Source organism: Hydrogenophaga sp., from assembly GCF_030651625.1.
Classification (GTDB): Bacteria; Pseudomonadota; Gammaproteobacteria; order Burkholderiales; family Burkholderiaceae_C; genus Hydrogenophaga.
The window spans coordinates 94341-109297 of sequence record NZ_JAUSCF010000004.1; the positions used below are offsets into that span (position 1 = coordinate 94341).

Sequence of the window (14957 nt, forward strand, 5' to 3'; positions counted from 1 at the left end):
CACCGCGCGGTGTAGCGCCAGACTGCGGGCGTCGATGAGCTGGTGGGTGGGCACAACGTTGCACTTTACACGGCCCGTGTGAAGGCTTCAATCCGGGCGCAGAGCGGCCCGGTGATTCTGGAACTTCTCATTGACCACAAGCCACATGAGGATCAGCGCAGACGGCTTCGAGCCTTTTGATCTGCGCGCAAAGAGCAGCGGCCAACCTGGGCAGATGAGAGATCCCACGGAGGCATAGTGATCAAGGCTGACACGCTTGCAAATGCAGGCCCTCACCCCAACCCTCTCCCGCAAGCGGGAGAGGGGGCAAGGCACTGGTGTCAGCGCGCAGTGTCTTTGTCCAGGGACCACAAGGGTCCGGCTCTGCCGCCCCGAGAGGTCGTCCCCCCCTCCAAGCGCCCGAAGGGCGCGCCAGAGAGGGGGGAAGCTGCGTCAGCAGCGCAGGGGGGAGTACCGAATCCAGCGCGTCAGCGGCGCAGGGGGGTGTTCCTAAAGCTCAAACGTCATCCCCGCACTCAGCCAGCGGATGTCGTGCCGTGCCGCATCTGCACGGCTGGGCATGTCGTCGAAGCCGCGGATCTCTTCCATGATGAGTCCGGTTTCGGCGGGCTTGGTGTGGGTGATGTAGATCGGGTAGGTCGCGCCCGCAGCGGCAGGGGCGATCTGGTCGAGTTCGTCGGCCAGGACGCTGGGGGCCAGGTGCAGGCTGCGCTGGGCCAGGGCTTCTTCGCGGTCGCTGAAGGCGGTCTCGATGATGAGCATGGCCACCGGCAGCTGGTTCACGCGCTGCCAGAAGGCGGGGTTGCGGCTGGTGTCGCCGCTGAACACCCAGTGGCCGGACGGGCTGTTGGCCGCAAAGCCCACGGCGGGCACGGTGTGCACGGCGGGCAGCACTTCCACCGCCTTGCCACCCACCTGCAGCACCTCGCCCACGGCAATGGGTGTGCAGCGCATGAGCGGGCTGGCGGCGCTGGGGATGGAGGAAAAGTCCGGCCAGATGAGGTTGTTGAAGATGTGGGCCTTGAGGGCGGCGATGGTGCCGGGCAGGGCGTGCACCTGCAGCGGCGGGGCGCCCGTGGCCAGGCGGCGTGCGGCCACGGCGTCGATCATCAGCGGCAGGCTGGCCACGTGGTCGAGGTGCGAATGGGTCAGCAGCACGTGGTTCACGGCCGCCATTTCGTCGAGCGAAAGATCGCCCACGCCGGTGCCGGCGTCGATCAGCACATCGTCGTCGAGCAGAAAAGAAGTGGTGCGGCAACCCTGTGCAATGGCACCGGAACAGCCCAGAACGCGTACCTTCATGGGGTGGTGGTGGCAACGGGTGGTGGTGAACCGGCGTGCCGGGCACTGGGCATTCTGGCTTCAGGGCGACAGACGGCCATGCTGACCAGCCGCACCGCAGCCCGGCCGGTGTGGCTGCCTTGCTGCTCGCCCTGACTGGAGAATGGATTCATTTGGTGTCGAAAGTGGTCGCGCCGTCCCAACTGGATTCGGGGGGTGAGCGACGCATGAAGGCTACCCGCTCAGTCATGCGCTGGTAAAGGACTTTTTCCGCATTCTGCCGGCTCAGGTTGAGCAACAACACATCGCAATCGTCCCACGCTTGCGCGCGCCAGGCCGAAAGCGCCTGCTTCCACAAGGCCATTTCTTTCAACAGATCTGGGGAAGCGTCACCGGCGCGGCACAACGGTGTGTGAATCGTCACGGCGTGTGCCTTCCCCTTGACACGCACCCTGTCAAGTTCTTGCCACAAAACCCCCGGACACTGGGCGCGCGTGGTGTCGCTGGCCACAATCGTCGCGCCGTACCGGGCGGCGAGGCCTTCCAGCCGGGACGCGAGATTGACCGCATCGCCAATGACGGTGTAGCTGCGGCGCACGTCGGAACCCATGTCGCCCACGCACATGTCGCCGGTGTTCAGGCCAATGCCGACGCCGATCGCGGGCAAGCCTTGCCGGGCATGTTCGCGGTTGATGGCGTCGACTTCGGCGGCCATGTCGAGTGCGGCCTGTACCGCCAGGGCGGCGTGGTCCGGCGTATGTACGGGCGCACCCCAGAAGGCCATCACGCAGTCGCCCATGTATTTGTCGATGGTGCCACGGTGCTGGCGAATGACATGGGTGAGGCGGCTGAACACGGCGTTGAGCAAGGCCTGCAGCTCGGTGGGCGCCATGGTTTCAGCGAGGCGGGTGAAGCCGCGCATGTCGCAGAACATCACGGTGAGTTCGCGTGCGTCGGCGGCCATGGTGTAGCGGTCGGGGTCCTTCACCATTTCGTCGACCAGTTCGGGCGGCACGTAGGTACCGAACAGGTGGGCGAGTTCGCGCTTGGCGCGGCTTTCCACCAGGTAGCCATAGCTCATGTTGAGCGCAAAGGCCAGGGCCGCCATGACCAGACTGGTGGCCAGTGGCAAGACCAGGGCATGGCCCACGTAGAGCCAGAAGTTCAGCGCCACGATGGCCCCGACCACGCCCAAGCTCAAGGCCACTGCCCGTGTGGCCGACAGCAGCGGCAGCCACAGCGCCAGCACCAGGCCAGCCGCAATCAGCACCAGCACCTCATAACCCAGCGCGTAGTCGGGCCGCACCAGGATCTCGCCGTCGAGCAGGCTGGCGATCAGGTTGGCGTGGGTTTCCACGCCGGGATAGGTCTGGCCCACGGGCGTGACGCGCAGATCGAGCAGGCCAGGCGCGGTGGTGCCCAGCAGCGCAATCTTGCCTTTGAGCGCACCGCCGGGGATGCGCTTGGCCAGCACGTCGGCCGCCGAGTGGTAGCGGAACGAACCGCCCTGGGGCCCACCAGGCCCGCGGAACGGCACCAGCGCCAGCACCCGGTCGTCCACCGGAATGGCCAGCTCGGTGCCGCCCTGGGTGAGGCGCACGCTCTCCAGCGCCTGGTACCGGCGCTGCAGCAGGCCGCCGGCGGGAAAGCCCGGCTCCACTGTGGGCAGCCCCACCAGCCGGCGGAACATGGCCAGCGACAGCGATTCGTAGTAACGGCCTTCGAACTCGGCCAGCAGCGGCACCGAGCGCACCACGCCATCGCTGGCGGTGATGGCGTTGAAGAACCCGGCCTGTGGCGCCACCGCCATCAGTGAACCGAGGTTGGCGCCGTGGCCATTCCAGCTCGTGGCGCGAATGGTGCGCCCCTGAAGGGCGCCGGGTTCCATCACGGGCTCGGGCAACACACCACTCTTGCGTCCGTCTCGGTCGCTGGTGAAGTAGTAACCCAGCACCACAGGGCGGTTCTGCAGGCTGCGGGCAAACAGGGCGTCGTGGTCCAGTTCGGGGCGCAGTTGTTCGATATGTTCGGCCAGGCCCGGCACATCGGCCAGCCTGCCCTGGGCAAGGGCTTCCAGCTGGCGCAGGCCCGAACTGTCGTCGGGCTCGGCAAACACCGTGTCAAAGCCCAGCAGGGCGATGCCATGGTCGTCGAACAGGGTGTCGACCAGACGGGCCAGGTGGTTGCGCGACCAGGGCCAGCGGCCCACCTCGGCCAGGCTCTGTTCATCGATATCGATGATCACGACCCGCTCGTCGAGCGTCTGCGGCATGGTGGCGCGCAGGCGGGCGTCAAAAATGATGTCGTCGAGCCGCTGCAGCACGCCCATGGGCAGCGCGCCTGCCGCATGCAGCAGTGCAAAGATCAGCGGAAGCAGGGTGACCGCGATGCGGGCGGCGTGTTTGCTCAGCGCCTGCATGCGGAGAGCCGGACGTGAGAGGCGTGGGTACCTGGCCCAGGGCTCGCGCCCTGGTGCATCACTTCTGGATGAACTGCATTTGCGTGCCCGCCAGTTCGATCAGATCGCCATGCCGCAGATCGACGGCTTCGGTGCCCATCGGCTTGGAATTGATGGTGGGGCGCGTGGCACCTTCAACCAGCGCCACCACGTAGCCGTGCGGACGGCGGGTGATGGCCGCCACGGCCACGCCGGGTTTGCCGATGGTGGTGACCACCTTGACCAGCGGCACTTCGCGCCCGGCCGCCGCACCCGACATGACCTTGATGGCGGCATTGCCCACGGAACCTGCCGAAGCGGCTGCCGGGGCCGGGGCGGACTGTTCGACGACAGCGCCCGAGTTGATGACCATGGTCTTTTCGTGCTTGTCCGCGAAGCTGTCGTTCACGAACTTGATCTTGTACTTGCCGATCTCGACCGTGTCGCCATTCTGCAACTGCTGCTTCTTGATGGCCTTGCCGTTGACGTAGGTGCCGTTGGTGCTGTTGAGGTCTTCCAGAAACACGTCGGCGCCCGACATCTGCATCACGGCGTGCTCGCCACTGACCGCCAGGTTGTCGATCACGATGTCGTTGTAGGGCCGGCGGCCCAGGGTCGTGCGGTCTTTGGTGAGCTGCACTTCTTTCATGACGACACCGTCGATGGATACGATCATTTTCGGCATGGCCGACTCCTGTGGACTCTAAAAAACGGGATCTGGAAAGCGATCATTGACCCAGCATTCGAGACAACAAGCCCTTGCGCACGGGCTTGCTTCTGGCGGCTGCCAGTATGACTGAAATATTATCGCGTCCGCCGCTGTCATTGGCTGCGTCGATCAGGGCGTGCGCTTTTTCCTCGAGTGTGCCGGCCGTCACGAGCAGGGCCGCAATGCGCTGGTCATTGATCATGTCGCTCAATCCGTCGGAACAGAGCACGAAGAGATCGCCCTCTTCCACGCGGAATTCGTTGACTTCCAGCAACACCGTGTCTTCCACACCCAGGGCGCGGGTGACCAGGTTCTTGTGCGTGGCGAACTGGGCCTGCTCGGGCGTGATGAGGCCGGCGTCGAGCTGCTCCTGCAGCAGGGAATGATCACGTGTGAGTTGCACGAAGGCACCTTCGCGCAGGCGGTAGCAGCGCGAGTCGCCCACGTGGCCAATGAGTGTGCGGGCTTCTTGAAACACCCCCATGACCAGCGTGGTGCCCATGCCGGCGTATTGCGGCTGTGAGTTGGCGGCGTTGAAGATCGAGCGGTTGGCATTGTCGATGCAGATTTCCATCGCGCGCTTGATTTCGCGCGAGCTGGCCTGTGCGCCTCCCTCGGCCATCCAGCGTCCGAGTTCGCTGCGAACAAAGGTGGTGGCCATGGCACTGGCCACTTCACCGGCGTTGTAGCCTCCCATGCCATCGGCCAGGATGGCAATGTGATTGTCGACATCGAGCGCCACGGAATCTTCGTTGTTGTCGCGCAGCATGCCGGTGTCGGTGAGGCTGAAATACTCAAAATTCATGATCGAGTTGGATGGGGGCCGCCCCGCAATCCGGCTGAATTGTTGTTGTCTGGAGGGTTCGTCTGAGCGACCACGGCGGTGGTTTCGAATTCTGTGGTGGAGGTCGCTTCTGCCTGCCCGGACGCCCATGCCCGGGTTTTCTCGAATGTGTTGTCTGTCGCCATGGGGGCCGCTTCATCTTGCGTGTCGTGCAGGCCCGTTGCCAGCACTTCACGCAGCTGGTTTGAGAGCTCTGCCCCGGTCTGAAACCGGGCATCGGGCTTTTTGGCCAGCAAGCGATCCAGTATATCGGCGAGTGCCTGCGGCAATTGCGGGCGCACGCTGCGCACGCTGGGCGCTGGCTGGTTGGCGATCTGGTACATCAGGGCCGCCATGGAATCGCCTGCCAGAGGCAGGCTGCCGGTCAGCAACTGGTAGAGGGTCACACCCAGGGAATACAGGTCGGAGCGGCCATCCACCCGCTGCCCGGCCAGTTGCTCCGGCGACATGAAACTGGGCGTACCCATCACCATGCCGGTCTTGGTCTTGCTCGCATCGGTGATGCGGGCAATGCCGAAATCGGTGACTTTGACCGACTGGGAGGCGGGGTCGAACATGATGTTGGCGGGCTTGATGTCGCGGTGCACCACATTCTGGCGGTGCGCATAGTCCAGCGCCAGCGCCACCTGATCGCCGATGCGAATCACCGCATCAACGGGCAGCAGACTGCCTGCCCGCGTGTGCTCCAGCAAGTCGCGACCTTGCAGGAACTCCATCGCAATGAACGCGAGATCGTGGTCTTCGCCGGCGTCGAAGATGGTGACGATGTGCGGGTGTTGCAGGCGCCCTGCCGTTTCCGCTTCACGAAAAAAGCGCTGGCGTGCGTCGTGCAGTTCATGGCCTTCGAACTCCGCGCTGAGCGCGAGTGTCTTGATGGCCACCACACGGCCAATCTTGGGGTCGCGCCCCTGATAGACCACACCCATGGCACCCTTGCCGAGTTCTTTTTCCACCTGGTAGCGGCCCAGCATCGGCTTCTCCACCCCGCCTTCGGCCAGCAGCAGCGTGCCCCCTGGGTGGGACGCGCCAGAGCCGAGCATCACCGTTTCCGACAGGTTCCGGGCACGCGCACGGCGGGCCTTCACGTCGGCGTCTCTGGGGTCCATGTCGGCCATGTGGGCGTACACCGCCTCGGCCTTGTTGAACTGGCGCTTGCGCTCGTAGTCCAGTGCGAGTTGCTGCAGGTTCTGCATCAGGTCGAGGCTGTGGGGCACGCGGCGGAAGCGGTCGAAGGCCATGTCGAGCTGGCCCTGGCCCTGCAGGGCCAGACCCATCATGCGGTTGGTTTCAGCGGATTCGCGGTCGGTGTGTTGTTTGCCCGCCTCGGTTGCGAGAAAGCGGCGGGTGGTGATGGCGCCGTGGCCAATCAGCAACAGGCTGGCAGGGAACACGAGTGGAAGCCACAGCGACGTTGACGACAACAGCACGAACTGGGACCCCAGCAGCGCCACAAAAAGCGCTGCCGTGATCCAGGCACTGGCTGCCGCCCCCAGCCTGGGCAGTCCGGCAACGATGTACAACGCGACCAGCAACAAAACCCCCAGCACCGCGAGCCCCCCCCACACGGGCTCGGCAATGAAATGCCCCCCCAGAATGCTGGAGGTGATGTGCGCCATGGTTTCGGCGGGCGACATCGACGCCGAAACCGGCGTGGCGAACGCACCACCCACCCCGGCCGCGGTGGCGCCGATGATCACGATCTTGTCGGCGTATTTGCTGGCTGGAATGGCCCCCGAGATCACGTCATAGAAAGCATCCACTGAAATGGCCCGCTGGGCGCCAGCATCGCGGTAGAACTGCGGCAGCACGCGTGCCGAATCATCGCTCGGGATGACCCTGTTGCCCAGACGGATGCCTTCACCGGGCACCCACCCGATGTCGGCGATTTTCAGGTTCAGGCTGTGGGCCGCAATGCTCAGCCCCATCGATGGAATCGCCATCTGGTCGAAATGAATGAACAGCGGCTCCCTCCGCACCACGCCATCGACGTCGGCGGTCTGGTTGAGATGCGCCACGGCCACCGCCGCCGAGCCAATGGCTGGCAGGGGTTGCTGTGTGCGAAGTGCAGGCAGTCCGAAGCCAACGGGGGCGCTGATGGCGTTGCGCTGGGCGAAAGCAGGCAGAGGCGCGTCCGGCCGCCCTTGGGGTTCACCCAGAACAAACAACGAAGGCACGATGACGTTGCCGGCCCGCTGCATGCTGCCGGCCAGGCGCGCATCGGAGTCCAGGCGTTGCTCGGCTTCGGCGATGAAATTTTGCAGTTCGCTGCGCGCCGCGTCACTCAGGCCATCCATGCGTGGCACGGAGCTGGACGTGCCGTCGATCCGGGATTGCAGGGCACGCAACTCCACCAGGCCACGGTCGGTCTGGGGCTCAAAAAAGAACGCCGTGTGGGCAATGGTTTTGGCGCCAGCAGCAGACAACTGGTCTATCAGCTGCGCATGCACTTCGCGTGGCCACGGCCACCGGCCAATGTTGGCAATGCTGCGGTCATCGATGGCGATCACGGCAAGCCGATCGTTCGGTACCCTGTCGCTGCTCGCCACACCGAAGTCGTAGAAGCGCCGCTCAAGGCCGGAAAAAAGGTCGGTCGACGCGTGCAGGGCCAGCGCGAGCAGCATCACCGACAACCCTGCCAGGGTGTCGCTTCGCCAGAATGGGCCTCTCCTCCCTTCCGTCTTTTTTGCTCGCTTGCTGGACAAATGGCACCCTGCAGGAAATGCGGCTGGTTGTGCGCCGCGGAAGATTGCCCAGCATCCCGGCGGGTGTCACCGCGTGATGGGCTGGAGGCAGACAGGATCAGGCTCTGGCTCTGGCTTGTTGCATTTTGTTTCAAAATCCATTGGAGTTCAAGCCCGACTGCATATTTAACGCCTCACCCTGCCCAGGCGCGAAAAAAAAGGCAACGCAAGCGTTGCCTTCTTCACGCGGACGCGCGTCTTGTTTCGTTTACAGCTGGGCTTTGAGCAACTTGCCGAGTTCAGACGGGTTGCGTGTGATGATGAATCCCGACTCTTCCATGATCGCGAGCTTGGCATCGGCCGTGTCGGCGCCGCCAGAGATCAGCGCACCGGCGTGGCCCATGCGCTTGCCGGGAGGGGCGGTCACGCCAGCAATGAAACCCACGATGGGCTTCTTCATGTTGGCCTTGCACCACATGGCGGCTTCGGCTTCATCCGGTCCGCCGATTTCGCCGATCATGATCACGGCGTCGGTGTCCGGGTCGTCGTTGAAGGCCTGCATCACGTCGATGTGCTTGAGGCCGTTGATGGGGTCACCACCGATGCCCACGGCACTCGACTGGCCCAGACCCACTTCGGTCAGCATGGCCACGGCTTCGTAGGTCAGCGTGCCGGAGCGGCTCACCACGCCAATGCGGCCCTTGCGGTGGATGTGGCCGGGCATGATGCCGATCTTGATTTCGTCGGGGGTGATGAGACCGGGGCAGTTGGGGCCCAGCAGCAGGGTCCGCTTGCCGCCGGCGGCTTCCTTGGCCTTCATCTTGTTGCGCACTTCGAGCATGTCACGCACCGGAATGCCTTCGGTGATGCAGATGGCCAGGTCCAGATCGGCTTCCACGGCTTCCCAGATGGCGGCGGCCGCGCCGGCGGGCGGCACATAGATCACCGACACGGTGGCGCCGGTCTGGGACGCGGCTTCCTTGACGGAGGCATAGATCGGGATGTTGAAGATCGACTCGCCGGCCTTCTTTGGGTTCACGCCGGCCACGAAGCAGTTCTTGCCGTTTGCGTATTCCTGGCACTTTTCGGTGTGGAACTGGCCCGTCTTGCCCGTGATGCCCTGGGTGATGACCTTGGTGTCTTTGTTGATGTAAATGCTCATGATGATTCCTTGTCCAGATGCTGATGGGTGCGCTCGCCTTGCCTATCCAGCGGCCACCGCAGAACCGCCCTTCGACATGCTCAGGACGGGCTGCTGGTGGTGCCCCCTTACGGGGGAGGCGCCGCAGGCGCATCGGGGGTGGGTCATTATTTGACGGCGGCGACGATCTTCGTCGCGGCTTCGGCCATGGTGTCGGCCGCAATGATGGGCAGGCCGGACTCAGCCAGCATCTTCTTGCCCAGCTCTTCGTTGGTGCCCTTCATGCGCACGACCAGCGGCACGGACAGGTTCACGGCCTTGCAGGCGGTGATGACGCCGGTGGCGATGGTGTCGCACTTCATGATGCCGCCGAAGATGTTGACCAGAATGCCTTCGACCTTCGGGTTCTTGAGCATGATCTTGAAGGCTTCGGTGACCTTCTCGGGGGTGGCGCCGCCGCCCACGTCCAGGAAGTTGGCCGGCTCGCCACCGAACAGCTTGATGGTGTCCATGGTGGCCATCGCCAGACCGGCGCCGTTCACCAGGCAGCCGATGTTGCCGTCGAGGCTGATGTAGGCCAGGTCGAATTTGGAGGCTTCCACTTCGGCCGGATCTTCTTCATCCAGGTCGCGGTAGGCCACGATTTCAGGGTGACGGAACAGCGCGTTGGCGTCGAAGTTGAACTTGGCGTCCAGCGCAATCACGTTGCCCTTGCCGTCGCGGTTCAGGGGATTGATTTCCACCAGCGAAGCGTCGGTGTCCATGTAGCACTTGTAGAGCTTCTGGAAGATGTCCACGGCCTGGGCGGTGGAATCTGCCGGCATGCCGATGGCGTCGGCGATCTTTTTGGCCTGCTCATCGCCCAGTCCGGTCAACGGGTCGATGAACTCGGTGATGATTTTTTCGGGGGTGGAATGGGCCACCTCTTCAATGTCCATGCCACCTTCGCTGGAGGCAATGAAGGCGATTTTCTGCGTGCCGCGGTCGGTGACGACCGACACGTAATATTCCTTCTGGATGTCGGCACCGTCTTCTATATAGAGACGGCGGACCTTCTGGCCTTCGGGTCCGGTCTGGTGCGTCTTGAGCTGCATGCCCAGGATCTCGGTGGCCAGTCGCTTCACGTCATCGATGGATTTCGCGACCTTGACGCCACCCCCCTTGCCACGGCCACCGGCGTGGATCTGTGCCTTGACCACCCACACCGGGCCGCCCAGTTTCTGTGCGGCCTCAACCGCTTCCTGCACCGTGAACGCCGCAATGCCACGGGGCACAGGGACACCAAATTGACGCAAGATTTCCTTGCCTTGGTACTCGTGAATTTTCATGAGGTCTCTCTCAGACTGGATGGGTTTCTTGTTCCCGGCCGAACAGCAGGCAACCGGACCACAGGCACTGGACACGGCAACCGGGAAATGTATCATGCTGCAATGCACCAACCTGGGTCGCCGCACCGCAGCGGAACACGCGACTTTATGTGCATTTCCCTGAATCTGAACTGACAAGGCAAAAGGCAATGGCCAAGGTATTCATTGATGGCGAGGCGGGCACCACGGGTCTGCAGATCCGCGAGCGGCTGGAACTGATTCCCGCGATTGAGCTGGTCAGCATCGCGCCCGAGTTGCGCAAGGTCCCCTCCGCCAAACGGGAGCTGATGTCGCAGGTTGACCTGGTCATCCTGTGCCTGCACGACGATGCCGCTCGCGAATCGGTAGCAATGATCGATTCGCTGGCTGGTCACAAACCCAAGATCATCGACGCCTCCACAGCCCATCGCACGGCGCCGGGCTGGGTGTTCGGTTTTCCCGAATTGGCTGCCGGTCAGCGCGAAGCAGTGGTCAACGCCTCGCGCGTGGCCAACCCCGGTTGTTACGCCAGCGGTGCCATCGCCATGCTGCGCCCGCTGGTCGACGCGGGCGTACTGCCCGCTGATCACCCGGTCTGCCTCCCGGCAGTAAGCGGCTACTCCGGCGGTGGGCGCACCATGATCGAGGCATTTGAGAAGGCCAGCGCTCCCGCGTACGAGTTGTACGCCCTGGGCCTGCAGCACAAACACATTCCCGAAATCATGGCCTACACCGGCCTGACCCGCCGGCCGATTTTCGTTCCTGCCGTGGGCAACTTCGCCCAGGGCATGCTGGTCGAACTGCCACTGCACCTGGACACCCTGCCCGGCCAGCCAACCCTCGCCGACCTGCACGCCATCTATGTGAAGCACTACGCTGACAGTGAATGGGTGCGGGCATTGCCAGCCACAGAAGACGGCAAACTCGATGCGCTCGCCCTCAACAACACCAACAAACTCGAAATCCGCGTGTTCGGCAACGCGCAAGCGCAGCACGCGGTGGTGGTGGCCCGTCTTGACAACCTGGGCAAGGGCGCGAGCGGTGCTGCGGTACAGAATCTCAAACTGATGCTGGAAATATAGAGGCCCCCACGCTCCACCGCTTGCGCGGGTCGCTGCCCCCCGAGGGGGCTGACCTTGCTTGGGGCGGCCCGGCGCTGCGGTCGGTCCGTTGCCCCCACGCTCCACCGCTTGCGCGGGTCGCTGCCCCCCCGAGGGGGCTGACCTTGCTTGGGGCGGCCCGGCGCTGCGGTCTGTCCGTTGCCCCCACGCTCCACCGCTTGCGCGGGTCGCTGCCCCCCGAGGGGGCTGACCTTGCTTGGGGCGGCCCGGCGCTGCGGTCGGTCCGTTGCCCCCACGCTCCACCGCTTGCGCGGGTCGCTGCCCCCCGAGGGGGCTGACCTTGCTTGGGGCGGCCCTGCGCTGCGGTCGGTCCTTTGCCCCCACGCTCCGCCGCTGCGCGGGTCGCTGCCCCCGAGGGTTTGATGTTGCTTGCAACGGTGCTCTGAAATTTGAGACTAACCGCCGTCAATCATCGATGTCCGTCGCGCCGCCGCGCACCACGCGTCGCACCACGTCGCTGCTGAAACCCCGCGCCAGCAGAAAGCGCATCTGTCTGGCGCGGTCGCTGGCGTCTTGCGGCGGCACACCGAACTTCTTGCGCCAGACGTCGCGTGCGCGGGCTTCCTCGGTGTCTTGCAGACTGGCCACGGCTTCGGCCACCGCCTGCGGGTCCAGGCCTTTGGCCTGCAGTTCCTGCTTGACCCGCGCCGCTCCCAGCCGGGCGGCGCGCCGGTGCAAGACCGACTCCACCACCCGCTGTTCGTTGATGAAGCCCTTGGCCTGCAGCTCGTCCAGCGCGCGGGCCAGTTCGCCGGGCTCGGTTTCATGCTGTGCGAGCTTGCGTTGCAATTCCGCACGCGAGTGTTCGCGCCCGGACAGCAGCCGAAGGGCGCGGCCCTTGAGCGACGGCTGGTCAAACCCCATGCGGACCTCGTCGGTTCACGGGTTCAACCGCCCCCTCACGTTCGGACCTCATTCGGCCGTGAGCAGCTTTTCACCTTTGTCGAGCTTGTCGGTTTTGCCTGCTTTTTCGGCCTTGTCAGCTTTGCCACCCTTGACCGGTGCCTCTTCCTCGTCGGTGGGCAGCAGGGGCACACCCAGTTCGGTGCGAACCTTGTTTTCGATCTCGAGGCGCAGTTCGGGGTTTTCGCGCAGGAACTCGCGCGAGTTGTCGCGGCCCTGTCCGATCTTTTCGCCGCTGTAGGCGTACCAGGCACCGGACTTCTCGACCACGCGGTTGACCACGCCCAGGTCCAGGATTTCGCCTTCGCGACTGATGCCTTCGCCGAACAGGATGTCGAACTCGGCGGTCTTGAACGGGGGCGCCACCTTGTTCTTCACCACCTTGACCTTGGTCTCGTTGCCGATGGCTTCGTCGCCCTTCTTGATGGTGCCGGTGCGGCGGATGTCCAGGCGCACCGAGGCGTAGAACTTCAGCGCGTTGCCGCCGGTGGTGGTTTCGGGGCTGCCGAACATCACGCCGATCTTCTCCCGCAGCTGGTTGATGAAGATACAGGTGGTCTGCGAACGGTTAAGCGACCCGGCGAGTTTGCGCATCGCCTGACTCATCAACCTCGCCTGGAGGCCGACTGTCACGTCGCCCATCTCACCCTCGAGTTCCGCTCGAGGGACGAGTGCAGCGACCGAGTCGACGACGATGACGTCGATCGCACCGGAGCGGACGAGCATGTCGGTTATCTCGAGCGCCTGCTCGCCCGTGTCGGGCTGTGAGATCAGGATATCGTCGATGTCCACGCCGAGCCTGGATGCGTAGGCGGGGTCGAGCGCGTGTTCCGCGTCGACGAACGCGGCCACACCGCCGGCGCGCTGGGCCTCCGCGATGATCTGTAGCGCGAGGGTCGTCTTGCCGGACGACTCCGGACCGTAGATCTCGACGATGCGGCCTCGAGGCACACCGCCGATGCCCAGCGCGGCGTCGAGCGCGAGCGAGCCGGTGGGGATTGAATCGATGACCTGCGTAGCTGCATGCTCGCCCAGCCGCATGAGAGAGCCCTTGCCGAACTTGCGCTCGATCTGTTCTCTGGTGAGGTCGAGCACCTTCTCTTTCTCGCGTTCCATGCTTCTCTTCCGCTCCTTATCCCGGTCGGGCGACCCCCTGAAGGCTACCTCGGACGCTACACGAACATACGTTCGATGTCAATCACGTACCGAGGGGGATGATCGCAAGTTCCTCGTAGACCGGCCCCCGGGGCGTGAGCGTCGACGCGAAGAGCGTAACCTCCCGCACTGACATTGTAGTGGCGCGTTCGTCCGAGCGTCGTAGGAGGTGCTCCACTTCGTCGAGCGCGGCGGTCGCGATCCGCCGCGGATGGCGGGCCCGGCACAGCGTGACGTGTGTCTTGAACTCGCGTCCGTCGGGGGTGAAATCGACAAACGAGGTCGCTCCGGCGATGCGGGAGGCGACGCCGACCGTGTCCTCGGCTCCCGCGCTCGCGCCAACCCACAGGAGCGAGGCGGATCGTGGTCGCGGAATCGCGCGAACGGTGTCGAGCCGAAGCCGGTACGTCCCGACGTCGGACAGCGCGTCTCTCACGCGATCGGCGACTTCGGCGCATGCATCCTCGGGCACGCTGCCGAGGAAGCGGAGCGTCACGTGCAGGTTTTCCTCGGCGACCCACTTCTCGCCGCGCCAGGAAGGATCGTGCGTGATGAGAGATTCGCGGCATGCCACGAATGTCGAGCGAAGGCTGAGTGGCAGCGAGATGGCGAGAAATGCGCGAGGCACCCTACACCCCCTGAAGCTCTCGCCTGAGCAGGTCGAGCGCGGTGGCGGTCGCCTGGTCTCGCACGCGCTCGCGGTCGCCACGGAAGCAGCGTTCGGTGGTGAGGGTCTCTGTGCCACGCCGCGCGACGGCGAACCACACGAGTCCCACGGGCTTGTCGGCCGTGGCGCCACCCGGACCCGCGATGCCGGTGGTGGCGACAGCCAGCGTTGCGCCGGCCACCGGGAGCGCACCTTCGGCCATGGCACGCGCCACCGCCTCGCTCACGGCCCCGTGGGCCGACAGCAACTCTGCCGGAACGTGGAGCAGGTGCAGCTTGGCCTCATCCGCGTAGGCCACTACTCCCCCGCCGAAGACGTCGGACGCGCCGGCAACATCGGTGAGAGCTGCTGCCACAAGCCCCCCGGTGCACGACTCTGCGCATGCCAGCTGCACACCGCCAGCGCGGGCGAGTCCGATCACGGTCTCTGCGAGTGATGAGCCGTCCGCCGAGTAGCACACATCGCCGAGCGCTTCGCGCGCCGCGTGGCGTGCGCGATCGAGCGACCCTGTGTCCTGCGCGTCGGCGAAGAGCACGACCTCTACATCCCCGGGCGCAGCCAGGATAGTGAATTCCACGTCCGGGTACGGCGCAATCGCGGGCTCCACCAGTGCCTGTGCGTCCGACTCGGTGATGCCGGTGCATCGCAGCCGGACCGGCGGGATGCCGCGCG

General features: G+C 64.7%; 13 protein-coding genes. 1 reads left to right on the plus strand and 12 read right to left on the minus strand.

The annotated features are described in order from the left end of the window. Positions 1 to 489 precede the first annotated feature (489 nt). From Q7V46_RS01320 to sucC, 8 genes are all read right to left on the minus strand, one after another. The gene (locus tag Q7V46_RS01320) at positions 490 to 1302 is read right to left on the minus strand and encodes a 3',5'-cyclic-nucleotide phosphodiesterase (RefSeq protein WP_304911696.1); all 813 of its coding nucleotides are present in this window, start codon (positions 1300 to 1302) and stop codon (positions 490 to 492) included. Next, positions 1299 to 1454 carry a hypothetical protein gene (locus tag Q7V46_RS01325; protein ID WP_304911697.1) on the minus strand — a complete coding sequence of 52 codons (156 nt, stop codon included), beginning with the start codon at positions 1452 to 1454 and terminating at the stop codon, positions 1299 to 1301. The genes Q7V46_RS01320 and Q7V46_RS01325 overlap by 4 nt, the downstream gene beginning before the upstream one ends. Then, a complete protein-coding gene (locus Q7V46_RS01330) occupies positions 1451 to 3700 on the minus strand; it encodes a CHASE2 domain-containing protein (protein ID WP_304911698.1) in 2250 nt (749 codons plus the stop codon). Before Q7V46_RS01330 ends, Q7V46_RS01325 begins: the two co-directional genes overlap by 4 nt. A 58-nt stretch (positions 3701 to 3758) precedes the next feature. Further along, a complete protein-coding gene (locus tag Q7V46_RS01335) occupies positions 3759 to 4403 on the minus strand; it encodes an FHA domain-containing protein (RefSeq protein ID WP_304911699.1) in 645 nt (214 codons plus the stop codon). A gap of 43 nt (positions 4404 to 4446) precedes the next feature. Then, on the minus strand, positions 4447 to 5232 hold the full coding sequence (locus Q7V46_RS01340) for a Stp1/IreP family PP2C-type Ser/Thr phosphatase (protein ID WP_304911700.1): 786 nt from the start codon (positions 5230 to 5232) through the stop codon (positions 4447 to 4449). After that, a complete protein-coding gene (locus Q7V46_RS01345; RefSeq protein WP_304911701.1) occupies positions 5229 to 7892 on the minus strand; it encodes a CHASE2 domain-containing serine/threonine-protein kinase in 2664 nt (887 codons plus the stop codon). Before Q7V46_RS01345 ends, Q7V46_RS01340 begins: the two co-directional genes overlap by 4 nt. 328 nt (positions 7893 to 8220) lie before the next feature. Further along, entirely contained in the window at positions 8221 to 9114 is an 894-nt protein-coding gene (sucD, locus tag Q7V46_RS01350; RefSeq protein WP_304911702.1) for a succinate--CoA ligase subunit alpha, read from the minus strand. Positions 9115 to 9260: 146 nt separating this feature from the next. Next, entirely contained in the window at positions 9261 to 10421 is a 1161-nt protein-coding gene (gene sucC / locus Q7V46_RS01355; RefSeq protein ID WP_304911703.1) for an ADP-forming succinate--CoA ligase subunit beta, read from the minus strand. Positions 10422 to 10609: 188 nt separating this feature from the next. Here sucC and argC point away from each other — a divergent pair, with 188 nt between their 5' ends. Next, on the plus strand, positions 10610 to 11521 hold the full coding sequence (gene argC / locus Q7V46_RS01360) for an N-acetyl-gamma-glutamyl-phosphate reductase (protein WP_304911704.1): 912 nt from the start codon (positions 10610 to 10612) through the stop codon (positions 11519 to 11521). A gap of 444 nt (positions 11522 to 11965) precedes the next feature. On the opposite strand, the gene recX is transcribed toward argC, so the two are convergent. The 4 genes from recX to Q7V46_RS01380 form a co-directional block, all read right to left on the minus strand. Continuing rightward, entirely contained in the window at positions 11966 to 12424 is a 459-nt protein-coding gene (gene recX / locus Q7V46_RS01365; protein WP_304911705.1) for a recombination regulator RecX, read from the minus strand. A gap of 48 nt (positions 12425 to 12472) precedes the next feature. Then, entirely contained in the window at positions 12473 to 13579 is a 1107-nt protein-coding gene (recA, locus tag Q7V46_RS01370; protein ID WP_370690248.1) for a recombinase RecA, read from the minus strand. 82 nt (positions 13580 to 13661) lie between these two features. Continuing rightward, positions 13662 to 14363: an RNA 2',3'-cyclic phosphodiesterase gene (gene thpR, locus Q7V46_RS01375; RefSeq protein ID WP_370690249.1), complete on the minus strand. Its 702-nt coding sequence runs from the start codon at positions 14361 to 14363 to the stop codon at positions 13662 to 13664. Continuing rightward, positions 14248 to 14957: nicotinamide-nucleotide amidohydrolase family protein (locus Q7V46_RS01380; RefSeq protein WP_304911708.1), on the minus strand; the 710-nt coding region annotated here is incomplete at its 5' end. The genes thpR and Q7V46_RS01380, both read right to left, overlap by 116 nt.